Source organism: Chryseobacterium sp. 27AL (assembly GCF_057815395.1).
Genome location: NZ_JBYRIW010000001.1, coordinates 515,151 through 541,350 on the forward strand (window position 1 = coordinate 515,151; position 26,200 = coordinate 541,350).

Consider the following 26,200-nt stretch of genomic DNA (forward strand, 5'->3'; position numbering starts at 1 on the left):
AAGGCACAAAACTTTTTGATTTTGACACATTAGTCACATTAGATTTAAGTTTAAAGCTTTGAAAATATTAGAACACATTAGTTTTAAAAATCTTTGATTTTTAGTTTTGTGAACTTCTTTAAAATATTAATTAGCTCTTAATCTTTTGTGACTTTTGTGGTTATTAAAAGACAGTTTTTAATTCAAAAATAAAATTCTGAGCCCGTACAATTACAGACTCAAAACTATCAATTATTTTTTATATTTCTCTGTTCTTGCATCTTTGATCACGCCGGACCAGTTCATTCCGTACCCGAAATCGTAGTTATGACCTTCAGAATCTTTGTGCGTTTCCATATCGTAAGGTACGTCTTCTTTCTGCTTTTCAACAGTCGCCATATTTGCGGGCATCTGAAGAGGAAGTAGTCCTGAAGGCTCGTATTTTCCTGTAACAATATCTAAAACAGCCTGATTTGAGACATTGAAATTCATTAAAATCGCATCAGCATGTTTTTCAAATTCATTGAAAATCATCGGTTTTGAAGCCGTTACAGAAACAATCACAGGCTTTCCGTTCATTGCTTTGTAAGTATTCTGGATTGTTAACAAATCTGTGAAATTGGTTGCTGTCGAAGTTTTATTTTTATACGTTCTATCGTGTACGTTTGGAGCTACCACAGGATCACCAGAGGCAATACTTTTTTCACGGGCTTCCATTGCTGTATAAGTCTGGTACTGAAGCGATATCGGAAGGTAACCATTTCCGCCCTCTGCGGCATCAATGTCGCTGTAACCGCCTTCTTCACTGTGCGGACTTTTCACGAAAACCAATGCAAAATCAGCTTTTGAAGGGTCTTCAGTGACGTTGAAATGTTTTTTTACTTTCTCAATATCAACGGGATATTCTAAAGATGGAGCTGTATAAACGCCCCACCAGTTGAACGTTGCCGGAGAATATCTCTTCGGAATGTAAACCGTTTTTCTTTCTTTGATTGGAAGAATATTCGCTTTGTTTTTCAACAGTACGATGGATTTCACCTGAGCTTCGTAACCAGCTTTCATAAATTCAGGATTACCAACTATTTTTTTGGTTTCTTCAACATTAACGTATGGATTTTCAAACAATCCGGTTCTGAAGAAATTTCTCAGCAAACGGACTGCAGACTGCTCAAATTTAGCACGATACGCTTTTTCGCCGTGTTCTTTTACGCCCATTTGATACGCTTCCAAAACAGGCCCTTTATCATTATTTCCACCGAATTGGTCAACTCCGGCTTCTAACACTTTATAATGACGTTCCGCAATGGAAAGTTTTTCAGCACCCCAAGGTTTTCCGGCAAATCCGCCCGGCGTTTTTGGTTCGTCAGCTGTAATCAACCAGTCGGTACAAACTACACCGTCATATTTATATTTTCCACGAAGTAAATCTGTGATTAAATATTTGCTGTAACCGTTTCCAACATTCTCGCCGTTCTTTGTATCCTGATTAAAGCTAATCGTATAATATGGCATTACCGCAGAAGCTTCTTTAGTTCCTCCAGTTAGTTTGAAAGCACCTTCTGTAAAAGGTTTTACGTGATTTTGAAAATTATTTCCCGGATAAACTGCAAATTTCCCCATTGCCCAATGACCGTCGCGACCACCTTCTTCAGGTCCGCCTCCCGGCCAGTGTTTTACCATTGCATTTACGCTTTTGTTTCCCCAACCGTTTTTGCTCCCGGTTGTTGTCTGGAAACCGTCAATATAGCCTCTGGCCATATCTGCTGTCAATTCCGGACTTTCAGAGAAAACATAGGCGATTCTGTACCAACGCGGTTCTGTTCCCAAATCGATTTGAGGTGACAATGCGGTTGAAATTCCTAATGCTCTGTATTCCTGAGCCGCAATATTTCCGAATTTTTTCACCAATTCCGGGTCGAATGTTGCGCCCATTGCCAAACCATCCGGCCAAAGAGAAATCTGTCCGCCGGCTCCTTCATTAAATTCGGCTGTTACCGTTGCGGAATGTCTCGGGTCTGTACTGTTGTTCGCAGGAATTCCCAATCCCAAACCTTCAATATAAGCCTGAATATTGTTGCTCCATTGTGCTGCAATTGCAGGAGATTCAACCGTTGTTACCAAAACGTGACGAAGGTTGTCTTCCTTTAAAAATTTCTTTTGCTGGTCTGTTAAATCAGAGGCTTTTGCGCCGCTTTCTTTATAAAATTTGCCGTTGTATTTTCCTGCCCTAATACCATCTGGAGGCGCCGGAACCGATTGATGGCCACTGTACAACATCAAACCCGCAATCTGTTCGATAGACATTTTTGAAGCTAAATCTTTCGCTCTTTCATCAACCGGAAGTCTCCAATCTTCGTATTTATCGAGTTTTCCGTTTTTGTTTAAATCTTTAAATTTATTGCCACCAATCGTTAGAATTTTTACACCTGAATCTGCGGAATATCCTAAAACCGGACCTTTAGGATTCGTAACTGTCTGAATATTCTGTGAGAATGCCGTTATTCCTAAAAATAATGCAGCGACATTTAAAACCGTTCTTTTCATTGTTTATATTTTAGAAATTAAAGCTTACTGATAACTGACCTGTCAATGGCATAATATACGTTCCTGTCAACAGTTTTCCGTAGTACGGACTTGCATCGGTAATGAGTTCTGCACCGTTGATCGTTCCGCTGGCTCCTCTCTGATTAAGGAAGTTGATAACCGTTGCCCCAACATTGATATTTTTGTTAACTGTATAACTTACCCCACCAAAAGTTTCCCATCTTGGAGCGAAGTATAAAGCATTCGTAAGGTTCGCATATTGTTTTGAGAAATACCTGAAACTTGCCCAGAATCTCCATTTGTCAATAGAATAACTAGGGTCGATTTCCATCAATACTTTAGCAACGCCTAACACATTGTTATCGCTGTAATTGTAATCTTTTCCGAAAGCATTGAAATTAAATTTCTTATACACCGGATTTTGGAATGTCACGAGATAATGTAAATTGAATCCTTTGAAAGGTTTCAATACGAAATCGGTTGTCCATCCCAAAGTCTGAATATCATAATAAACCGTAGTCGTTTGAGCCTGAGAGCTATTCGCTGGGTTTACAAGGTTGTATCTATTAAGATTGTTGTTCTTTTTAAGATAAGTCGCCTGAGAAATCAATTGAATCCAGTTTGTATTCCAGAAAACTCCGAATGCGCCCAACGGGCTTTTAATTTTATTGGTATTCGGTTCGAAAGCCTGAGAGTAACTTTCAAGCCTTCTGTTTTCTTCGGTGTATAAGAAGTTGGCTAAAACTCCGAAGTTTTTGGTAATGTTATAAGTCGCATTTAAACTTCCTGCAATCTGGAAGAAACTTTGACTGATATGATCGAACTGGGCAGGATCTGTAAAACTGAAACCAATGGTTCTTGGTGTCAAAGAATATTCTCCGTCAAGGATGTGGTTTCTTAAATGTAAGCCATAGCTTACATTAAAGTTGTCCGAAACTTTCCATTCATCCGTTCCATAGACTGAAAGTTTGTTTTCTGTTCCGCTATGATATTCTCCACCAGCATTATAGTTGTAAAAGCCGTCTGCATCTGTATTTGGACCAATCAGTCTCTGAGGCTGCGGTTCAACAGTCTGGAAGAAGAAAGTACGGTCGGATGTGAATTTGTCAACGTGATAATATTGTTCCAATACTCCGAGTGTCACATTATGATTTCCAAGCTGTTTATTTAAAGAAAAACGTCCGGCAACACTGGTAATAGGGGTTTCCGGAGTGTACATCCCCAGAATAGTTCCTACCTGTCCGGAATAAGGTTGACCGTTAGAAGCCAGTGTATATCCTGCTGAAGAATCTGCATTAAAAATACTTAAAGGAATCATATTGGACATTTTCACTTTAGAAAAATGTGCTCTTGTTGAGAATTTAAAATTCCAACCATTGTCTAGAAGGTAATTACCGAAAATATCGATATTATGCGATTTTGACCTGTTATCATTTCCATTCATCGAGCGCCACGAATACTCACCGGTAAGAATATCTTTGACTTTCATCAGTCCATCCCGCACTACATAAGAGTCTCTACCAATTTTGAAATTATCCAGCTCGGTTACTTTACCTTCTGCTCCGTATTGGAAAACGGCATAATTGGTGATGCTGTAAGAATCTGCATATTTGTATAAAACGGAGATTTTACCCTTATCATTGTTGAAATATTTGGTAATACCTGCTCTGAAAATTTTGGTTTCATCGGCATTTCTTGCAAAGCCTAATTTGTAGGTACTCGGGTCAAAGTTGGCAAAAGCACCTACTGTATAAGTCCAGCCGTTTTTGGAAATCGGTCCTGAAGCGTTTACGTCACCCTGTAACCAACCAAAAGTACTCGTTGTTAATTTTCCTTTTAATTTGAAATCCTTTGTTCCCGTTTGAGAATAAGAATTAACTGCAAAACCAAGATCACCCATTGTGTTGGCCAATTGGTCCATTTTCAAAAGTCCTGTTTTTTCCAGGCCTACACTTTGTCTCCATGTTTTGTTTGGAAGCTCAGGCCAGAAAAAATAAACTACAGGAAGATCATTCTCAAGAATCGTTATTCCGCCTACTGTGGAAGGTAAGCCGATATTTACATCTCTCGGACTTGTATTGTTGGCTGCATTCAGCATTACATTTCTGTTATTGTCTTCTTTGGAAGTGGCTACTGTTTTTACCCCTTCTTCATTTTTCACTGCTGCCTTCACTGCAGTTTTTACAGAAGCACTGTCGGTTTCCTGACCAAAAGCTGTTGCGAAGGAAAGCATCAGTCCCAATGCCGAAATTTTAAGAGTTGATTTTCTCATTGCTTAGTTATCTAAATTCTATATAGTTGTTATCGTACATGTTTAAAGGCATAGTTCATCCTGCATCCAAAAAATGTATGGATGAAACTTTATTTCAGCACCGGGATTGTTTTTGCCGGTTTTCCTCAGCATCAGATTCTTCGAAATGTATCAGCAGCACTACTTTTTACCGATATATTTTCGATTCGGTTAGGAAAATATTACTGTGTTTCCATTAATCGATATACTCTTGGAACGGTATATATCGAATTAATTTCGTTCAGCGTAGTATTTATTTTCATTGCTTCATTATGAATCATTACAATACTACATTCTTTCTTCCAATTATGCAAAAAAATGTTAATAAAAATTTAATACTGTAATTAAATTGCTGTATATCAGGTTTTTATTTTTAAACTGTTTTATAAAAATCCATTGATTCTATACGAAACAATGATTAAACTTAACCAAATTGTTCCCCAAAAAGTATGACAGTACAGCCTATTTTAAGTTTTTTCAAAATTTTCACTAGATTTGTTTCAATAAAATTTTCCCTAATTTTTCCAAATGGATTCCAAACAAAAGATTTTAGACAAGTCGAATGAACATAAAGAGTTTTTCTTACCCCATCTTTCTGCAGATCCTGTGATTTTCGGATTTGATCAAAATGAGCTGAAAGTTCTTCTTCTTAAAATGAATTACCGCAAACAATGGCTTCTACCCGGAGGATACATCCGCAAGGATGAAGATCTTGATGAAGCAGTAGTGAGAATTTTAAAAGAAAGGGCAGGGATTACCGATGTTTATCTTGAAGAATTCGGTGTTTTTGGAAAAAAAAACAGGAGCGAGTTTTATTTCGAAGATTTTGATGAAACGCTCTTTCACAAGCAGAGATTTGTTACAATAGGATATTATGCACTATATAACCCAGACAGATTTAATCTGATAGCGGATGAATACAGTGAAACCTGTGAGTGGATTTATCTGAGCAAGCTTCCGGAAATTGAGCTGGCAATGGATCACAGAGATATTATTGAAAAAGCATTGCTGACATTACGAGAAAAAATTTCGCATAAACCTATAGGATACAACCTGTTGCCTGAAAAATTTACCCTTTCGGAACTTCAGAAATTATATGAAGTTATTCTCGGAAAAGAGCTTAACAGAGGAAATTTCTACCGAAAAATTAAAAATCTCGGGATTTTGAAAAAACTTGACGAACAGAGAAAGGGTGGTGCGCACAAAGCTCCTGATCTGTATTCTTTTGATGAGAAAAATTATCTTAAAGCTCTTGAAAACGGCTTAAGCAGCTGGTAATCCATGAAAATAAGTGCTGGAATTTTACTGTTTAAAAGAGAAGATGGGAAATTCTTTTATTTTCTTGTCCATCCCGGCGGACCTTTCTGGAAAAATAAAGACCTGGGCGCGTGGTCGATACCAAAAGGTGAAGTTTCTGAAGGTGAAGATCTGCTGGAACGGGCAAAAATAGAATTCTCAGAAGAAACAGGAAAAACAATTGACGGCAATTTTACTGAATTAAATTCTATTACTCAAAAGGCAGGTAAAAAAGTCTTCGCCTGGGCTGTGGAAGGAAATATTGAAACTTCTGACATGAGCAGCAATAGGATAATCATAGACTGGCCACCAAAATCCGGCAGAAAGATGGAAATTCCGGAGGTAGATCGTTGGGAATGGTTTTCTGCGGATGAAGCGAAACAAAAAATAAACCCTGCACAGGCAGGATTTATTTTACAGGTTGAAGAAATTTTCTCATTGAAATGAATAAACTATTCATTGTCAGTTTCTTTTTTAAAGCTCACCACTTCATAATTCCCGTCAGAGCAATATTTTTTACAGCTTTCATCGTTAAATGATTCCGGAGACTTCAGGAAATCTTCAATAAATTTCGCACTTTCATCCGTGTTGGAAGGCGTGATGACCACATGAAAGAGGTTTAATACCGATTCATCAGCATTTTTCAGTGATTCTTTTTTATGTTCTTTAGCTTCTTTGAAATTCATATTACTATTTTTAATTTTTTGGCTAATGAATAAATTATGCCATCCCAGTTATTTTTGTGTAATAATTAAACCTTTATGGTATTTCTGTAAAATAATTTCAATTTCTATGGCGTGATTTTAGATAAGTGTAATTTATTAAACTCAAAATTACATGCTGATGGAACGGTTTAAAAGAATAATTCTAAAAATTCTGAAGTGGGTGGGTATTTCGATAGCATCCATTCTTTTTTTAATGTTTATCATCCCCATTCTGTTTCCGGGAACAATTTCGGAACAGGTAAAAATATTTGCCAATCAACATCTTGCAGGAAAGCTGGATTACAGGAAAACACATCTTACGTTTTTCAGGCATTTCCCGTCGCTTACTGTTTCTGTAGATGATTTTTTACTGAAAGGTTCAAAGCCTTTTCAGAACGATACTTTATTGGCGGCAAGGGAAGTAGCAGTAGGAATCAATCTTAAAAATTTAATATTTGACCGTGAAGTAAAGATCGATGAAATCTACGTTACCGATGCCTATGGAAATGTTTTTGTCAACAGTAAAGGAGAGGCAAATTACAATGTCTATGTTGCCAAGCCCTCACAAAAGCCTAAGGATACAACCGGTTCCGGAACTTCCATAAAACTTGATCTTATTAAACTTAAGAACTGGAATATTACATACAGAGATCATTCTGCAAAAGTTTTGGTAGATGCCAAAGGCCTTAATTATACAGGAAGAGGCGGACTTAGTGAAGATATTTTCGATCTGGAAACCAATCTGGATATTAATAAAATTGATTTTAGCCTGAACAGAATTTATTATGCAAAACAGAAAACGGTACATGCTGATCTTATTACAAGAATCAATACCAATGCGTTGACTTTTGTTTTAAGGAAAAATGAATTAAGAATCAACGATCTGCCACTGAAATTCACAGGCTTCTTGAGCATTCTGAAAGACGGATATAATCTGGATATCAATGCTGCTTCCGAGAAAACGACCATCCGCGATATGATCTCCGTTCTTCCGCCACAGTATCTTGATTGGGCAAAAGACACCAAAATTGAAGGGAATAGTGATCTTTTTTTCAATCTGAAAGGCAGATTCAGCGAACAACAGAATCTTAAGCCAAGACTTAAAGCAAGATTACTGGTATCAGACGGTTTTGTTTCCAATGGAAAAGCACCGGTTCCGATGAACAACCTTAATATGGACCTTAATGTAGATCTGCCTTCTCTTGATACGAATCAGCTGGCGATTGATCTTAAAAATCTTGGTTTTGATCTCGGACCGAACAACAGCTTTAAAGCCGTAGTTAAAACAAAAGGTTTAAACGAAATGCAGGTAAATGCTGACATAAAGGGCGCTGTTGATCTTCAGACTCTTGATCAGGCACTTGGGCTGAAGGATATCGATGTTCGCGGTTTAATGAATACCGATATTAAAGCGAATGGAATTTTTAGCCTTGATAAAAAATTATTTCCAAAGACAAATGGTTACCTGAATCTCAAAAATGGCTGGCTTAAAACAAAATATTATCCGAATCCTATTCAGAATATCAATATTGTAGCGAATATCATCAATACAGACGGAACATTTAAAAGTATTGGTGTGAAACTCAATCCTTTCAAGTTTGACTTTGAAGGTAATCCTGTGTTCGTTAATGCAGATCTTCAGAATTTTGAAGATGTTCTGTATAAAGTAAGGGCAAAAGGGGTTTTAAACGTTGGAAGAATCTATCGTGTTTTTGCCAGAAAAGGTTTTGATGTCAGCGGACTAATAATGGCGGATCTTTCGTTAAACGGAAGACAAAGCTATGCTACAACAGGCCAGTACAGCAAGCTGGACAATAAAGGAACTTTAATTTTAAAAAATATAAAGGCGACCACCGAATTTTTACCTAAATCATTCTTTATCAAAGAAGGGAACTTCCGTTTTGAAAATGAGAAAATGTGGTTTACTAAATTTCTCGCCACGTATGGAAAATCTGATTTTGCCTTAAATGGTTATCTTTTAAATACAATTAATTATTTTATTGAAAGAAAAGGGACGCTCCACGGGAAATTCACGTTGAATTCCAATTATGTTCTTGTTGATGAATTCATGGCTTTAAAAAATGGAGATAATTCAAAAAAATCAATTGACGTAGAATATGCCAAAGTAGAAAATCCAAAAAGCAGTGGGGTAGTAATCATTCCAAAAAACCTGGATGTTTCCCTGCAAACCAATATTAGGAAAGTAGAGTTTAAAGGATTAGGCTTAAACCATCTTAAAGGTCAGGCTTCTGTAGATAAAGGTCAGGTTTATCTTAAAAATACATCGTTTGACGTTATCGGAAGCAAGATGAATATTGATGCACGATATCAGGACGAATCTCCGCTTACGGCCAACTATGATATTGCGCTGAAGGTATTGGATTTTGATGTTCAGCGGGCTTATAAGGAAATTGATATGGTGAGAGAAATGGCAACTGCCGCCAAAAATGTGAAAGGAATTGTATCTATCGATTATAAATTAAAAGGAGACTTTGATAAGAATATGAAGCCTATTTATCCATCGCTTGAGGGTGGTGGCATTGTCAACCTTCGTGATGTTGAAGTTAAAAATTTAAAAATGCTTTCTGCAGTTGGAGATAATATCGGTGCAAAAGCATTCAATAATCCGGATATGAAAGGTGTCAATATTGAAACCCATATTAAAAATAATCTTATTCATGTGGATAAATTTACCTTTAGAGTTTCCATTTTAAGGCCAAGCATTAGCGGAACGACAAGTTTCAACGGACTCCTTGATCTTAGGGTCAGAATTGGAATTCTTCCGGGGGGCCTCATCGGATTTCCAATTGTAGTGACTGGAACACATGAAAATCCAAAGATTAAAATTTTCACTAAAAAAGGTCAGGGCATTCTGGATGCAGCCTACAACAGGAAGCTTAATAAAGTTATTCGTGAAGAACGAAGAGCTGAAAGAAAGACGAAAAGGCAACAGCGTAAAGAAAAAGAAGCGCAGGAACAGCGGGCAAAAAATGCTGAAAAGCAGATTACTAAAGATTTAAAGGAAAAATAAAATGAGCCAGTTAAGTCTATTCGGTTCAGATGAATATTATGAGTTTCCGGAAGAACTTTTGGAGTATACCGATCAGTTTTTAACAGATAAGGAAGCAACAGAACTACAGGAAAACCTGATGCTTTCAACGCCCTGGAAGCAGAATACACAGAAAATGTACGACAAAACGGTACTGACTCCACGTTTAACGGCATGGTATGGCGACAGCAGCAAAATGTATCATTTGGGAAACAATGATTTTACGGTGAATGAATGGTCACCGGAATTACTTACTTTAAAAGAAAAGATTGAAACATATTCGGGTTATATCTTTAATTCTGTGCTGCTCAATTTGTATCGTGATGGAAATGATTCAGTCGCATGGCATCGTGATAAGGAAAGTGAACTTGGAAATCGTCCTGTGATTGCTTCCGTAAGTTTGGGGCAGGTGAGAAATTTTGATTTCAGAAAAGTTGATGACCATCAGAAGAAATACAGTCTGGCTTTAAATCATGGTTCATTACTAATCATGAAAGGTAATCTGCAGATGCATTGGGAACACCGGATTGCAAAATCATCCCGGAAAATGAAGCCGAGAATCAATCTGACATTCAGGTTAATCCGTGAGATTAAGGAATAAATAGTAATAATTATTTATTTAATACCATAAAATATAAAATAAAATATTCCTTAACATAATTTGGCAAAGAAATTGTCTATTGATAACCAAAGTATTAAAAACATCAGCTATGAATATTTCTTATTACGATTTTAAAAATATGCCTAATCAGGATCAATTCAGTTTAGTGATGAATGAAGGACGTGTCATGAATGAGAGAACCGTTAATACACTAAGATATGTTCTTTATGAAATTTCACATTTTACAGTTGAAATGATTTACAATATTCAAAAAGATAAAATTGAAGGAATCAATGTCTTTCAAAATAAAGGAGCATACGCCATCTAAACAACACAACAGATCGAAATAAATGGGAGCAGTTTTTTTTAAGCTGCTCTTTTTTTTGTTGAATGTAAACAAATTCATAGAGAAAAATTAAATTTTCGATTTAAAATGAATGACATTTAACAGAAAACAATAGCATAATTGAATGTTTAAAATACAATTTTTAACACATCAATAACGGATCCTTTATAAAAACAAAAAATCCTCAGAAAACTGAGGATAAAAACTAATAACCATGAAAACTCAAATTAAACATGAGTATTAATTAGTATTAAAATATTATGCCATAAAATCTAATCGTAGAATATTTTTAATAGTATTTATGATATTTTAAGAAAAAATAATAATCTTAATTCTTGGCACGGTTTATTCTTTATCCAATCTAAAAATAAATTATGGCGCATAGAAATTTTAGAAAAGAAGATTTTGTAAAGGATGAAGCCTCAAACCAATATCAGGTTGAATTCAAGAAAGGAAATATCGGTATAGGTTCTGACTTAATTGTTGAAAAAGAAAATGAAAATGGTGAATATGAAACACTTCAGGCTGAAATCAGAAGACACGACGACAGCATTTTTATATGCTGGAGTGAGCCATTCAACGGCAGAGTAATTTTTGATGAATAAAACTGGAAATCCCGAATAATCTTCGGGGTTTATTTTGCCGTATAAATTCGCTTATGGCATAATAATAGGTTCGTTATAGATAACTAACCAAAACCAATTGCAAAATGAAATCCAATAATGAAATTCAACATAGCCTTAGAGGAAAAACAGTAGTGATCACCGGAGGAAGCAGTGGAGTAGGAAGAGCTGCCGCCGAAGCGTTTGCACTGGAAGGCTGCAATATAGTAGTCGCCGCAAGAGGGAAAGAAGCGCTGGATGAAACGGTAGATTTATGCCGAGATCTGGGCGTTGCTGCGCTGGCGGTACCAACTGATGTATCAATCGCTGCAGATGTTCAGAACCTGGCGAATAAAGCATTACAATTCAATGGCAGAATCGATATTTGGATCAATAATGCAGGGGTAATGGCAAGCGGAAAGTTTGAGGAAATCCCGATGGATGTAAACGAGCAGGTCATTAAAACCAATCTTTTCGGCTACATGCATGGTGCTTACAGTGCTTTGCCGATTTTTAAAAGACAGGAGGAAGGGGTGCTGATCAACAATGTTTCGATTGGCGGATTCATGCCGGCTCCTTACAGCGCAGTCTATTCTGCCACAAAATTTGGAATTCGCGGGATGATGGAATGTCTTCATGGTGAAATCTCCGATTTCCCTAATGTACATATCTGTAATCTTTACCCGCAAATACAGCGATCTACCGGAAATATGCATTCGGCGAAGTTTTCGGGTCTAGATTTTAAAATTCCGCCTTTTGCTGCGGATCCCAGAGATACAGCTGCGAAATTTGTCGAACTGGCAAAAAGTCCTCAAAAAGACATGTTTCCGGATGTTACTTCAAAACTCTTAACAGGAATGTATAAGTTATTTCCGAAACCAGTTATTAATACCGCTTCAGCCGGAATGAGACTGATGATGAAACTAAAAAATGCTCCTTCAGACTCAGGGAATGTTTTGGAACCTTCACCTCAGCCACACAAAATTTATGGGGAAACGATGTTGCCTGTTCCGTCAAAAAAGACAAGATTAGCAGTACTGGCCGGACTAGGATTGGGACTTGCTTATATGTTTCTTAAAGTAAAATCTTCCGGAAGTGAAGAATAAAGATTAAATATTACAAGAGATTTATAAATAGCATACAGGGAAATTTCCGGGCAAATCGAAGATTTGCCCGGAAATTTCTTATCTACAATGATTTAAAACATTTATGAATAAATTAGCTGTTATTGTATGCATAATTAATTTTAAACTTATACTTTTGTGCCAGTGAATAGTTGATGGGAATTTAGAGGTAAAAAATTATTTTAATCAATATAAAAAATGATCAAAAAGCCTTTGCACAATTTCCATATTCCCGTCATGGGATTGGCTTACACGATAGACAGTCCTATCCGTGTAGCGCAATACGGTATTTCATCCGTAGTTTCTATAATCGATGATGAGATTGTAGAGAAAATGAAAAATTTTTACAGTACAAAATTCAACCTGAATTACACAAGTATTTCCACCAGGGTGGAAGATTACCGTGCAAAAAGGATCACCGCATATCTTGACATGCTGGATGATATCGTTAATGAAAAGTTCGAAGCCTTTAAAGAAGAGATTTCAAAGAACAAAACAGCACTGATGAATTTTGTGGAAATGCTTCCCGGTACTTCAGAAGTAAAAACCGGATTACAGAATTTTCTTACCCAAAAAGAAGGCATTACCTCGTCCATTAAAAACTTTATTGAAAAACACCTTTCTCCCGGAAATATTGATGTCAATATTATGACTAAGGTAGATAAGGACAATTTTAAAAATCATCAGCAATTGCCTGTCATATACAATGATGCGCATGCTTCGTTACGTGGTTTTGCAAAAAGCAGATTGTCGTCTTCTATGGTTCTTTCGGCAGGAATGAATCCCCGGTTGTACAGTTATATAGAAGAATTTGACGATTTTTATCCGGATGAAAATGGATATATTAAAAAGAAAATTATCCTAAAGGTCAGCGACTTCCGTTCGGCGATGATTCAGGGGAATTTTTTGGCTAAAAAAGGACTTTGGGTTTCAGAATACAGAATTGAATCCGGACTAAACTGTGGCGGACACGCTTTTGCAACCGAAGGCTTATTGCTGGGCCCAATTCTCGAAGAATTTAAACAGAAAAAACATGAGCTTGTCGAATCTTCGCATTTACTTATGATTAAAGCATTGGAACAGAAGGGAAAATGTACGGTTACAGAACCATTGGATATGAAAATAACCGTGCAGGGTGGAGTAGGAACAGCCGAAGAGCATGAATTTCTTCTTAATACCTATCAAGTTGACAGTATCGGTTGGGGATCGCCTTTTCTGCTTGTACCGGAAGCTACATCTGTAGATCAGGAGACACGAAAACTTCTTTTGGAATCGAAAGAGAAAGATTTTTATATCAGTCACCTGTCACCGCTTGGAGTTCCTTTTAATACGGTTAAAGGATCATCCAATGAAATGATCAGGCATCAGAAACAAGCTAAAAACCGTTTTGGTAGTTCCTGCCCGAAAAAACTGCTGGCATTAAGCAAAGAATATTCCCCGGAAGGAATTTGTACCGCCTCAAAAAAATACCAGGATCTGAAGTTGGAGGAGCTTGAAGCTGAAAAAAATACAATTTCACCTGAAGCTTACTCTAAGAAAAAAGAAAAGATCACTGAGAAAGCCTGCCTTTGCGTAGGACTGGTAAATTCTGCATATCTGGAAAACGGACTGGAAATAAAAGGTGAAAAACAGGGGGTTGTAATTTGCCCCGGACCAAACCTGGCGTATTTTGACAAGGAAGTTTCACTCTCTGAAATGGTAAAGCATATTTACGGGAAAACCAATGTTATTTCACACAAAAGCAGACCTAATATTTTCATTAATGAATTGAAAATGTATATAGATTATCTTAGAAATGAGATTGAAGAATGCTGTGGAAATTTCACTACAGGCCAGATAAAAAAATGGAAAATTTTTAAGGAAAATCTTTTACGAGGGATCGACTATTATGAAAATTTACTGCAAAAAACGGATTTTTTCAAAAAAGATCTCAATATCAAATGTCATTTACAGCACAGTAAAATTTTGATTTCTAAAATCGAAATTCCTGAAAAATAAGATCAGACAACCTTCAATAATTTTGAAGGTTGTTTTTTTATCACTCTATGCAAATTTCTCTTTCGCTTGTTCACTTACAGGAGTGAAAAAATTAATCAGATTCCCGTCCGGATCCCGGAACAATAATGATCTGTTGCCCAAGGCATCGTGGTCGGTTTTTGAACAATTTCATGGGTTAAATCTTTTATTCTTTCATAATCATCGTCTACATTTTCTACGAGAAATTCTATGATTACACTTTTGTTAGCAGCAGGTTCAGCAATTCCTTCTCCAAAAAAAGTCAAGGTTCGGGTACTTCCAATGGCCAGGGTAAAAGAATTTGATATTATTTCTGCAAAGTCTTCCGTTGCCCATTTGGCTGTCGCTTCTGTTGCCTGTTCATAGAATTTCACCAATCTTTTAATGTCGGAAGTAATTATTCTTAATGATACTAAATTTGTCTTGTTCATTTTTTTGTTATATTATTGATACAAAGGTAAAATGGAGCTGCGACAACAGTATGTCAGGAATAATTAAATTATTACAATCCGTTTTCTAAAACTTTAAGCAGTTCAGTCTGCTGCATAACATCATTTTTACTGCTGATTACGTTATAATTAGCCTGTAGCCAATTGTTTCTTACCAAGAAAAAAGTGTAGGCATCCATCAGTCCCTCCTTATATTTTTCTTCAGATTTTTGGAATGATAACTTTTGATTTTCGAAGTTGGCTGAAAGCAGGTTGTATTTTTCCTGGGCATTCAGAAATTGTGCTTTAATGGAATTGATACTTTTTGTTAAATCATTAATAATAATGTCTTTCTCATAATTGGAATTAATGACATTCAGTTTGGCGATCTCTACATTATTCTTTACCTGTAATTTATTGAAAACCGGGATGTTGAGTCCAAAAGATAATTGTTGATTTTTATTAAGTTTTATCTGTTCTGAAAAATCAGCAGCGGGTTGTCCTAAAATTTTATTGTAAAAGCTTGACCATGTATAAGATCCGTTCAGGGTGGGCAGATATCCTGATCTTGCAATATCAACATTTTTCTGTTGTGCCTGAATTTCCTTTAAAACCGACTGATAAGCCGGATTTTTTTCTAAAAGGTTCTGAACAAAATTGCGGTCATTAAAATTTGAATTAATAAGATGCTCTTCAGTCATGGTAAAATCAAGCGTGTCTTTTGTAATCGCCAGGGCATTCAACAGATTGATTTTTGAAAGGTCCCTGGAATTCTTAGCCGTCACCCATTGTTCCTGCATTGTTCCAAGGTTGGCTTTGATATCATAAATATCACTTTTCGGACGATTTCCTATTTCGACCTCCTTTTCAGTACGTTTGATCTGGTCTTCAATTCCAGAAAGCTGAGTTTCCAAAACCTCCAGCCAGCTTTTACTGTTCTGATAGGCGAAAAACATCATAATGACATTCATTTTAACCTCATTCTGAGCCAGCTTCATCTTATATACCGAACTTTCCTTGTTGATTTTGGAAAGAGAAATGGTAAGATAATTTCTCCAGTTCACCAGTTCCCAGTTGGCTTGTGCATAGATCTGGTCATATTGTGTATTAATAGCCTCTCTCTGGTTAGTATTCTGGTTGATAGAAGATCCGAAGCCATAATTATGACTTACTCCGGCATTTACAGACGGAAGCAGCATTCCTTTGGCAGCAGAAATTTCTCTTTCATTTTTGCGAATGTTTACCGATGATTTCATTACTGAAGGATGATTAGCGGCAGCATAATCCAGGCATTGTTTCAGGGTCCAGCTTTCCTGGGCCGAAAGTAAATTGATAAATAATATAAAGAATAGTTTTTTCATTGTCTTATATGGTTGGATGAGGGATGCTGGAAGATGGAAGTTTGATTGCCGTTTATAAAAAACTTCCTGCTTCCGTCACCCAGCTTCCGGTTTTATTCATATTTCATGTATTTCACAAGATTGATTTTTGTAGCGCGGTATGCTTTGAAACTGACTACGATAAAAGTAAGTAACAATAACAAGATCATGCTTAAAACATATGGCCAGACCGGCATGTCAATTCTGTAAGCGAAATCTTTCAGCCACTCATTCATTGCATAGTAACCGAACGGAATACTGATAAAAACAGCAATCACACAAATCAGCAGGAATCTTTTCGTCAAATCCCATACAATTGTTTTCTCGTCTGCACCCAACGTTTTTTTGATGGCGACATCTTTTAACTTCTGTTCAATTAATAATGATGATAAAGCAAATAATCCTAATAATGCGATCACCAGAACCACAATATTCAAAGCTGTAAATAACGTTTGTTGCTTCTGGAATTTCTCAAATGTTTTGGCAAACTGCTTATCTACAAATTCAAAATCGTAAGGGTAGCCAGGTTCGGCTTTTGTTGTCCAGAATTCTTTAATCCGGTCTAAAGTGCCGTTGATATCATTTTTATCCAACTTTATCTGAAGATTGAGCATGTTATTTTTTGCCCAGTTTCTGTCATAATTAAAGAACAGCACGGGCTCTACAGGTTTGTCAACACCGTTAAAATAAAAATCTTTTAAAACACCTATGATTTTATATTTTTTCTTACTTTCCCAGCCAGGGTAAACTTCTTTTCCCAATGCCTGATTTTTATTCCAACCCATTTTTCTGATAAATGTCTCATTGGCAACAGCTCCGCTAATAGTATCGGATGCAAAGCGCAAATCAATATCTCTTCCCGATACAAATTTCATTTTATAGAATTTGAAATAATTGTAATCAATGGCACCAAGAAGAACATTTGGGATTGATTTTGTGGTATCTGCAGCATTTTTCACGATGGATGCGTTTGCAATTCCCAACCCTATAGAATTAACAGAACCTGTAATGTCGTTTACCCCGGAGATTTTTGAAATTTCATTTTTAAGCCGAAGGTACTTTTTATAATTGTAAGTATTCTGCCAATCGGTTTTCTTAAACTGAATCTGAATGACCTGATCTCCTTTAAACCCCAAATCTTTGTTCATCATATAAGTAACCTGCGAATGGATAATCAAAGAGCAGATAATGAAAAAAGATGAAATGATCAGCTGTAGTGTAAGAATAGAATTTCTTAACCAGACACCGCTTCTGCTTCGGGAAAAATTTCCTTTCAGCGTGTTAACCGGTTTGAAATTGGATAAGTAAAGGGCTGGAATTAATCCTGAAGTCAATGAAAATAGAACAAGTAGCAATCCGGTGTATATAAAAACGTCCGAGTTATTCAACTTGATTTCTTTGTTTAGGAATTTATTGTATGCAGGCAGCAGAAGCTCAACCAATGCAAAAGCAATAATGTAAGCGGCAAAACAAATTATGAAAGTCTCCATCAAAAACTGTAAAACAAGCTTTGATTTTGTGCTTCCAACCACCTTTCTAATTCCAACTTCTTTGGCCCGCTGAGAAGCCTGCGCAGTTTTAAGATTGATCAGATTGATTCCTGATAAAAGCAATATCAGTGCTGATAAACTCAGCAAAATCATAATTGATTTTTTGTCACCCTTTTCTACACCTTCGCTTTTTGCATTCAGTTTCATTTCACTGACGGGTGTCAGAAAGACCTCAGCTTTGTTTTTCTCATCATATTTTTCGCCCCATTTTAAGGTAGCAATCTTTTCCTGTTTAGCCATCAGAGCAGAGAGCTTCTTTTCCAGATTAGCTACATCCGTTCCGGGTTTTAGTTTAAAATATCCTACATAGCTGTAATTTGTCCACTGCAGGTTAGAATCATTTTTATCATCTAAACCTTGGTTTCTCATTACAAAACCTGGTTTAAAAACGCTGTTTTGTTCAGGATTTTTATAGACAGCTGTTATAACAAGCGGTGTAGAGTCCGAGACATCCAGGGTTATTGTTTTTCCGATACATGCTTTATATTCATCTCCGAAGAGCATTTTAGCGGTATCTTCTGAAATTGCAATTTTTGTTTTGTCGCTAATGGCGTTTTTAAAATTTCCTGCTACTTTTTCAAAAGGGAAAAAATCAAAAAAAGAATCTGACGCTCTGCAAGATGATACAAAGGCAGATTTGCCTCCGGACATCAAACGGACTTTGTAATTTTTCCAAAGATTAGCGATGGTATAATTTTCTATCTCAGGAAATTTTTCTTTGGAAACCGCCAATTCCGGATAACTGGAAACAACCATATTTCCAAAATAACCATTTTTATTCTCAACAAGATAAATATTCTCTTTATCTGGAATCCATTGTTCGTAGGACTTTTCGTCCTGCCAATGGATAAATATCAACAGGAAAACACACAAACCTACACTCAATCCCAAAATATTGATTATTGTGGAAAGCCAGTTTTTTCTGTAATTGATGAATGCTATTTTGAGCCAGTTTTTTAACATAGTTTCGTTTTTAGGGTTGGAAGATGGATGTCACATGATACGTTATCTCAAATTCCATGGTTTTACCTACGGCTATTTATATTGAACCCTTCGGGTTCGTTATTCGTATTTATATATTTCACCGGATCCCATAGGTTTTACCTACGGCTATTGATATTGAACCCTTCGGGTTCGTTTATTCATACTTTAGATATTTCACCAGATTCACTTTGGTTGCCTGATAGGCTTTAATACTTACCACCGCAAAGGTTAGAATCAATAATAAAATAAGACTCAGAACAAATGGAAAGACCGGCATATCGATTCGGTAGGCAAAATCCTTCAGCCACTCATTCATTAAGTAATAACTGATTGGAATGCTTATTACTACAGCTGTTAGTGTAATCCAGAGAAACTGTTTTGTCAGTCCGATAATGAGGGTTTTGTCTGATGCGCCAAGTGTTTTTCTGATGGCTACATCTTTCAGTTTTTGCTCAATCATCAACGAAGACAAAGCGAATAATCCAAGTAAAGCAACCATTAAAACCATTGCATTGAGAATCGTGAATAGGGTCTGCTGCTTCTGATATACCTCGAAAGTTTTGGCAAATTGTTTGTCAATGAAATAGGATTCGAACGGATAGCCGGGTTCTACTTTACTTTCCCAATACCTTTTAATTCTTTTTACAGTTGCCGGTATATCATCCGGTTTTAGTTTCAATTGGATATTGTAAACGTTGTATCGCTTCCAGGATGTTGTACGATAATGAAAGAATACAATAGGTTCAATTTCAGCTTTTAAGCTTTTGAGATTAAAATCCTTTACAATTCCTACGATTTTATATGGTTTATCATCAAAACCCGGACGGAATTCGTTTTTGAGTGCCTGGTCATCTGTCCAGCCAAATTGCTTAACAAAGGTTTCATTTACCAAAACATTATTAATCGTATCTGAAGCTAATTTAGGATTCAGCCAACGGCCTTTGAGAAGTTTAACACCCATAAACTGAAGATAATCGTAATCCATCGAACCGTGCTGTGCGTAGATCGTTTTATCCATGTAATCCATATTGGAATTGCTGTAACGGTAGCTTCCTGCTACAGCTTCTCCATAAGAAACGGCATCAACACCTTGTATTTTTTTCATTTCATTTTTAATTCGTTCATACTTCAGCCAGGGTTGAGGATTATTTTCACTGAAAGAAACCAGAAAAACCTGTTTACCATTAAAGCCGAGGTCCTTACTCATCATATATTTCACTTGGGAATTTACAATCAGACCGCCAATGATAAAAAAAGATGAGATGATTAATTGTAATACGAGAATGCTGTTTCTGAGCCAAACGCCGTGCCTGCTTCTGGCAAAATTTCCTTTTAGTGTTTCAATGGCTTTAAAGTTTGCCAGATACGTTGCAGGAATCAAACCGGAAATCAGTGTAACTGCCAAAACCATTGCGAATGAATAAAAATAAATATGCCAATCATTCATCACGATTTCCTTCCCGAAGAATTTATTGAAGCTCGGTAAAAGAAGTTCTGTTAATGCCAGTGCTAAAATGTAAGAGGCAAAGCAAATAAGAAAAGTCTCTAACAAAAACTGCAGGACAAGTTTTGTTTTGGTGCTTCCAATCGCTTTTCTTACCCCAATTTCTTTTGCACGTTGAGAAGCCTGAGCTGTTTTCAGATTAATAAAATTGATGGCTGATAAAATTACAATTAATACCGAAAGGCTAAAGAGAATCAGCATTGTTTTAAAATCTCCGGTGCCAAACCAATAGGCTTTTCCGTGAAGTTTCATTTGGTCCAAAGGAGTCAGTAAACTTCCTTGCGGCCCGTACAATTCCAGATATTTTTGAGGTGTGACGCCTGCTCCCTGTGCATTTATTTTCGCTCTGTACTCAAAGACGTCTTTTAATAACTTGTCCTGAACAATTTTCGGATCCGCATCTTTATCCAGTATCATGAAGCATCCATAATTAAAATTGCCCCAGGCTTCTTTATCATTCTTCAGTTGTTCATAAGCCTGCATTACAAATTCCGGTTTTATGACACTGTTTTCTTTTGGCAATTCATAGACAGCAGTAATAATGTAATTTTTGTTGTCAAATTTTACGTTTTCCCCGGCTACATTTGTTTTACCGAATAAATTTTTTGCTGCTTTGGTTGAAATGGCAAGTGAATTTTCATTTTTTAAAGCATCCTTGAAACTTCCTGATATCAGTTTGAAAGGAAAGAAGTTGAAGAAATTTTCAGAAACGGCCATACCATCTTTCTGATAAATGGTTTTCTTGTTGGTTGTCATTTTATACCCCATTCCGGAACCACTGAACAATACATAGTTCTTAATTTCAGGAATCATTTTTACCGCACGTTCTGCAATGGGATAAGAAATGCTTGGGCTGTAGGTATTTTCTTTTTTGTTATGCTGTTGAAATCCATAGATCATATCTTTTTTCGGATTCCATTTTTCGTAGGATTCTTCATCATTCCAGTGCATGAGAATGAGCATGAAGCCTGTCAGTCCGATCGTTAATCCAAATAAATTAATAATCGTTGAAAGCCAATTCTTTTTATAATTGATAAAGGCAATTTTGAGCCAGTTATTTAGCATAATTGTAGTTTTTTAGGTTGTAAACAGGATGATGGAAGCAGGAAGTTATTGAATGTAATAATTTAGACATCCGGCTTCCATCATTCAGCTTCCCGCTTTTTCTTACTCGAAGTTTTTTGCATCGGCTTTTTCGAACACATCCTTTCTCTGAGAAGAGTGTTCTTCTGAAAAAATTTCGCCGTCTTTCATATTCACAATTCTGGAGGCATAACCGGCATCATAGGAAGAGTGCGTTACCATTGCAATCGTAGAGCCTTCTCTGTGAAGTTCTGCGAGAAGGTTCATTACTTCATTTCCGTTGGAACTGTCTAGGTTTCCGGTTGGCTCATCGGCAAGAATCAATTTTGGCCTGGTTACTAATGCTCTCGCTACCGCTGCTCTCTGCTGCTGACCGCCGGAAAGCTGTTGTGGATAATGTTTTGCCCGGTGAGCGATATTGATTTTCTCCATAATTTCTTCCACTCTTCTTTTTCTTTCTGAGGAAGAAACACCGTTATAAATCAAGGGAAGTTCAATATTTTCATAAACCGTCAGTTCATCAATCAGATTAAAATTCTGGAAAATGAAACCGATATTTTTTTTTCTGATATCCGATTTTTTCTTTTCGGAAATTCCGATGGTTTCAATCGATTCAAACTGGTATGAGCCGGAAGAAGCACTGTCCAACAATCCAAGAATATTAAGAAAAGTTGATTTTCCGCAGCCCGAAGGCCCCATTATCGCCACAAACTCGCCTTCTTTGATTTGCAGGCTTACATTGTTTAATGCGTTGGTTTGAACATCCTCAGTTTTATAAATTTTTGAAAGATTATGAATTTTTATCATTTTTAATTTAGTTTAAAGTTTATAGTTTATAGTTCTATGTTTTAAGGTTAGAAGATCATTTAAATTATAATCATTACCTGTATCTAAAGCATATCGATGGTTCCCCCGGAATCTCTTTTTGCAGAAAATTTGATACCGGACAACGTTTTGTATCTTATTTTTGCCAAAGAACTTGCAGAGGCATTCAGTTCTTTTGAAACGCTCAAAATGATCGATGATGTTGCTCTTGCAGTTACTTTTGCAGTTTGTATGTTCATATTTTTTGCGTCCAGAGAACTCGCATTATCCGAGTTGATTTCCGCATTATCGGCAAAACCGCTGATTTTTATCATACCTGCAGAATTAGCATCAATGTTTAGTTTTTTTGTATTGATTTTTCCCGAAAACCTGCCTGAACTATTGGTGTAGATATTGACAGTCGAAGCTCTTGAATCTGCATAAATTTTACCACCTTCATTGCTTTCAAAAGTCTGTTCAGAGTTTTCAAAAATACTTTTTACTTTTATAGTCGATGCATTTCCTGCTTCAGCTTTTACCAGATCTTTTGCGTACACAATCACTTTTGTGTCTGCATTCTGAAGAGAAATACTGGAGCTGTAGCGGATGTAAAGTATTTTATTTTTTACTTCAATTTTCACTTCAGACAAATGCGTGCTGGTCACAACCGCTTTTTCATCGGTTGATTTTACAATTTCCACTTCAATTGCTTGAGAGGTTTTCACTGCATTAAACGGACTCAAATTAAAAGTTTTGGTTTCCGGTTTTTCAATCTTATTAGAAAAATCATTTCCTTTCAACGTTATCAAAGACATCAGAAATCCGATAATCATTGTCATTAATAGTAATAATAGTTTTTGCATTATAATTAGTTTTTTTTGATTTATTGTTATTTTTGAATATCAAGCATTTCATATTTTTTAAGCTCAGAATAATCCGAAGTAATTACTTTTTCACCTTGTTTCAATCCGGAAACCACTTCGTAAAATAAAGGATTTTCTCTTCCCAGGCTGATGTTTCGTTTTTCGGCTTTGCTGCCTTTTACCACAAAAATCCATTTTCCATTGGTATCTTTATAGAAACTTCCTTTCGGGATCATCATACTTTGGGTGTCGGCAGATAATTTCAGTTTTACCCCGAAAGTCATCCCGATTTTCAGATTTTCAATTTTGTTATCAATAAAATTCAGTTCCACAGAAAATTGTCCGTCTTTCACTTCCGGAAGAATTTTAGTGATGATGACTTCATATTCTTTTCCGTTATTATCCAATGTCCCTTTGATCCCGTTTATAAGTTTGTTGATGTAATATTCATCCACTTTTGCCACCAGTTTGTAGCCTCCCATTAAATCGATTTTTCCAATGCTTTCTCCCGCCGTTAAGTTTTGTCCAAGAGAAATATTGAATGACGACAATCTTCCCGAAGCCGGCGACATAATGAGGAAATTATTTTTGTTGGAACGAAGAATATTCAAACTTTTCTCCATCTGATTAATGGATTTATTAATCGCTGAAAACTGAGCATTTCTCGAAATTTTCTCATTAGAAGCGCCTTTTTCCACGATTTGTTTTCGGTCTTTCTGATAATTCAGATTCTGAAGTGCAATGTCATAATCGGTTTTCTTTCCGATTTCCGCATCGTACAGTCTTTTCTGTAAATTAAAAGTCTGCAATGCCGTATTGTAATCGTTCTGAGACTGCAATAACTCCTTATCCTGACTGAACTCCTGATTTTTCAGTTCCAAAAGCGAACTTCTCATCTGGCTGATCTGCTGCATAATTCCCGTTTCCTGATTAAGATAATTGAATTCTGTATTCGGATTATAAACTCTTGCGATAGGTTGTCCTTTCGTCAGCATTTGTCCGTCTTCCGCAAAAATTTCTTTCACCGCACCGCCTTCCAGAACATTTACGAGAGAAGAATTAAGCGATTGCGTTTGCGCCGTTACCATCAGCATATCTTCGAATTTTCCATTTGTCACTTCATCAATTGTGATATCTTCTGCTTTTACATTATATGTTTTTTTCTGGTTAAGAAAATACCATCCAAAAACCGAAACTGCCAAAGCAGAGACGATAATGATAAAGATAAATTTCAGTTTAGATTTCTTTTTTACTATTTTCGTATCCATATTTAGATAACTGTTTTACTTACAGGTGATTACACAATGAGGATGCCACAAGTTTATGATCTTGTAATGTTCTGTAAATGAGATTAAAGATAATTTTATTAATTTTAAAACTGTTCATTATCGGACACTTTTTGTGCGAAAACGAACAGAATTAATTATAATAATGAGCGATAAATGATTTTACTTTAGGCTGAAATTAATGATTAAAAAAATTAATACTTAAGAACTATTAGCAACAATATTAATATCAATAGGAATGGGCTTTATCCCATTTAAGGATTTTACAATACAACAGGCTTTAGCCAAAAATAAAGAAGGACAATTAAACAATAATTGATTTAACTTAAAAAATGCGAAAAAAAGAAGCTCATATTTTAATTGTTGATGATGACGAAGACATTTTGTTTTCGGCGAGAGTCTGGCTTAAGAAGTTTTTCACGGAAGTGAGCTGTCTCAGTCAGCCTAAGAATATTCTGAAATTTTTAGCCGAACAGCAGGTTGATACGGTTTTGTTGGATATGAATTTCCGGAAAGGTTTTGAGAGCGGACAGGATGGGCTGTACTGGATGAAGGAAATCAAAACACTGGAACCTCAGCTTCCGATTATACTGATGACCGCTTACGGTGAAGTGGAGTTAGCTGTTGAAGCCTTGAAAAATGGCGCTTCCGACTTTATTTTAAAGCCATGGAATAACGAAAAATTATATGCTTCCGTAAATCTGGCTGTCGATATTTCCCGGAAAAACAAGAAACTGAATCAGTGGGAAAATGTAAGCGCCAAAACCAATCAATATCAACTGGAAACCCAATCTCCGGCGATGCAGGAAGTGATGGACCAGATTGAGAGAGTGGCTGCAACTGATGCCAATGTTTTGCTGTTGGGCGAAAACGGAACCGGAAAATACGTGCTTGCAGAACGTATTCACGAATTGTCGGAAAGGAAAAACCAGCCTTTTGTTCATATTGATCTGGGAAGTCTTTCTGAGAACCTTTTTGAAGCTGAATTATTTGGATATAAAAAAGGAGCATTTACCGATGCCCATCAGGATTACGCCGGAAAAATCGAAAATGCCGAAAATGGAACTGTTTTCCTGGATGAGATTGGAAATCTTCCGCTCCATCTCCAGACTAAATTATTGAGTTTAATTCAAAACAGAAAGTTATCGAGAATAGGGGAGAGTAAAGAACGTTTACTGGATGTGAGATTTATTTTTGCAACTAATGAGAATCTTAAAAAAGCTGTTGCAGAAAGTCGTTTCCGGAAAGATTTATATTACAGGATCAACACAGTTGAATTAAATATTCCTAGTCTGAGAGAACGTTTGGAAGACATTCCGACTCTGGCTGATTATTTTCTGGATAAATACAAGCAGAAATATCATAAACCTGATTTGGTTTTGAATGAAGCTTTAATTTCAGAATTAAAACATTATTCGTGGCCAGGAAACATTCGTGAACTCGACCACTGCATCGAAAGAAGTGTGATTCTTTCCAATGAGAAAAACCTTAAACTGCTGATGCCTCAGGATGAAGAATCTGAAAAGACGATTGTGAATCTGAATATCGAAGAAATGGAAGAAATCCTGATTAAAAAAGCTTTGAAAAAACACCGCGGAAATATTTCTCTGGCAGCGGAAGATCTGGGATTATCGAGGGCAGCATTGTACAGAAGAATGGAAAAATTTAGTTTATAGAGACGGGTGCTTGATATTAGGTGATGGATGTTTTTATATTGTGTATAGAATAATTTCCGAATTGCAAGACATCATGTGCCCTTCATCCCCTT

Annotated in this window: 20 protein-coding genes; 10 read left to right on the plus strand and 10 right to left on the minus strand. The window is 36.4% G+C overall.

Annotated elements, in window-relative coordinates; genetic code table 11:
• Positions 1-231 precede the first annotated feature (231 nt).
• Together AC3WV0_RS02190 and AC3WV0_RS02195 are read right to left on the minus strand one after the other, a co-directional pair.
• Positions 232-2,523: a glycoside hydrolase family 3 protein gene (locus AC3WV0_RS02190; protein WP_488843589.1), complete on the minus strand. Its 2,292-nt coding sequence runs from the start codon at positions 2,521-2,523 to the stop codon at positions 232-234.
• Positions 2,524-2,533: 10 nt separating this feature from the next.
• Complete coding sequence (locus tag AC3WV0_RS02195) at positions 2,534-4,795, minus strand: TonB-dependent receptor (RefSeq protein ID WP_488843591.1); 2,262 nt, start codon at positions 4,793-4,795, stop codon at positions 2,534-2,536.
• 81 nt (positions 4,796-4,876) lie between these two features.
• Between AC3WV0_RS02195 and AC3WV0_RS02200 the strand changes: the two genes are divergently transcribed.
• From AC3WV0_RS02200 to AC3WV0_RS02210, 3 genes are all read left to right on the plus strand, one after another.
• Positions 4,877-5,089 (plus strand): hypothetical protein, encoded by a 213-nt coding sequence (locus tag AC3WV0_RS02200; protein ID WP_488843593.1) that lies wholly within the window; start codon positions 4,877-4,879, stop codon positions 5,087-5,089.
• Positions 5,090-5,341: 252 nt separating this feature from the next.
• Entirely contained in the window at positions 5,342-6,091 is a 750-nt protein-coding gene (locus AC3WV0_RS02205) for an NUDIX hydrolase (protein WP_488843595.1), read from the plus strand.
• A 3-nt stretch (positions 6,092-6,094) separates the two neighbouring features.
• The gene (locus tag AC3WV0_RS02210) at positions 6,095-6,556 is read left to right on the plus strand and encodes an NUDIX hydrolase (protein ID WP_488843597.1); all 462 of its coding nucleotides are present in this window, start codon (positions 6,095-6,097) and stop codon (positions 6,554-6,556) included.
• A 5-nt stretch (positions 6,557-6,561) separates the two neighbouring features.
• Here the strand turns inward: AC3WV0_RS02210 and AC3WV0_RS02215 are convergent, their stop codons facing one another.
• Positions 6,562-6,795, minus strand: coding sequence for a hypothetical protein (locus AC3WV0_RS02215; RefSeq protein WP_488843599.1), 234 nt, complete (start codon positions 6,793-6,795; stop codon positions 6,562-6,564).
• 157 nt (positions 6,796-6,952) lie between these two features.
• Between AC3WV0_RS02215 and AC3WV0_RS02220 the strand changes: the two genes are divergently transcribed.
• From AC3WV0_RS02220 to AC3WV0_RS02245, 6 genes are all read left to right on the plus strand, one after another.
• A complete protein-coding gene (locus tag AC3WV0_RS02220) occupies positions 6,953-9,844 on the plus strand; it encodes an AsmA family protein (protein ID WP_488843601.1) in 2,892 nt (963 codons plus the stop codon).
• Between the two features lies 1 nt (position 9,845).
• Positions 9,846-10,463: an alpha-ketoglutarate-dependent dioxygenase AlkB family protein gene (locus tag AC3WV0_RS02225; RefSeq protein WP_488843603.1), complete on the plus strand. Its 618-nt coding sequence runs from the start codon at positions 9,846-9,848 to the stop codon at positions 10,461-10,463.
• 109 nt (positions 10,464-10,572) lie between these two features.
• Positions 10,573-10,791, plus strand: a complete 219-nt coding sequence (locus AC3WV0_RS02230) for a hypothetical protein (RefSeq protein ID WP_089998988.1) — start codon at positions 10,573-10,575, stop codon at positions 10,789-10,791.
• A gap of 392 nt (positions 10,792-11,183) precedes the next feature.
• Complete coding sequence (locus tag AC3WV0_RS02235) at positions 11,184-11,414, plus strand: glutathione synthase (RefSeq protein WP_488843605.1); 231 nt, start codon at positions 11,184-11,186, stop codon at positions 11,412-11,414.
• A gap of 104 nt (positions 11,415-11,518) precedes the next feature.
• Complete coding sequence (locus AC3WV0_RS02240; protein ID WP_488843607.1) at positions 11,519-12,517, plus strand: SDR family oxidoreductase; 999 nt, start codon at positions 11,519-11,521, stop codon at positions 12,515-12,517.
• A 216-nt stretch (positions 12,518-12,733) separates the two neighbouring features.
• A complete protein-coding gene (locus tag AC3WV0_RS02245; RefSeq protein WP_488843609.1) occupies positions 12,734-14,533 on the plus strand; it encodes a hypothetical protein in 1,800 nt (599 codons plus the stop codon).
• A gap of 95 nt (positions 14,534-14,628) precedes the next feature.
• Here the strand turns inward: AC3WV0_RS02245 and AC3WV0_RS02250 are convergent, their stop codons facing one another.
• From AC3WV0_RS02250 to AC3WV0_RS02280, 7 genes are all read right to left on the minus strand, one after another.
• Positions 14,629-14,982: a VOC family protein gene (locus AC3WV0_RS02250; protein WP_488843611.1), complete on the minus strand. Its 354-nt coding sequence runs from the start codon at positions 14,980-14,982 to the stop codon at positions 14,629-14,631.
• A gap of 71 nt (positions 14,983-15,053) precedes the next feature.
• Positions 15,054-16,340 carry a TolC family protein gene (locus AC3WV0_RS02255; protein WP_488843613.1) on the minus strand — a complete coding sequence of 429 codons (1,287 nt, stop codon included), beginning with the start codon at positions 16,338-16,340 and terminating at the stop codon, positions 15,054-15,056.
• Positions 16,341-16,432: 92 nt separating this feature from the next.
• Complete coding sequence (locus AC3WV0_RS02260; RefSeq protein WP_488843615.1) at positions 16,433-18,871, minus strand: ABC transporter permease; 2,439 nt, start codon at positions 18,869-18,871, stop codon at positions 16,433-16,435.
• 175 nt (positions 18,872-19,046) lie between these two features.
• On the minus strand, positions 19,047-21,461 hold the full coding sequence (locus AC3WV0_RS02265; protein ID WP_488843617.1) for an ABC transporter permease: 2,415 nt from the start codon (positions 21,459-21,461) through the stop codon (positions 19,047-19,049).
• 102 nt (positions 21,462-21,563) lie between these two features.
• Complete coding sequence (locus AC3WV0_RS02270; protein ID WP_488843619.1) at positions 21,564-22,286, minus strand: ABC transporter ATP-binding protein; 723 nt, start codon at positions 22,284-22,286, stop codon at positions 21,564-21,566.
• Positions 22,287-22,369: 83 nt separating this feature from the next.
• A complete protein-coding gene (locus AC3WV0_RS02275) occupies positions 22,370-23,146 on the minus strand; it encodes a GIN domain-containing protein (RefSeq protein WP_488843621.1) in 777 nt (258 codons plus the stop codon).
• Between the two features lie 26 nt (positions 23,147-23,172).
• Complete coding sequence (locus tag AC3WV0_RS02280; RefSeq protein ID WP_488843623.1) at positions 23,173-24,414, minus strand: efflux RND transporter periplasmic adaptor subunit; 1,242 nt, start codon at positions 24,412-24,414, stop codon at positions 23,173-23,175.
• 350 nt (positions 24,415-24,764) lie between these two features.
• Here AC3WV0_RS02280 and AC3WV0_RS02285 point away from each other — a divergent pair, with 350 nt between their 5' ends.
• Entirely contained in the window at positions 24,765-26,108 is a 1,344-nt protein-coding gene (locus AC3WV0_RS02285) for a sigma-54-dependent transcriptional regulator (RefSeq protein ID WP_488843625.1), read from the plus strand.
• Positions 26,109-26,200: the final 92 nt, after the last annotated feature.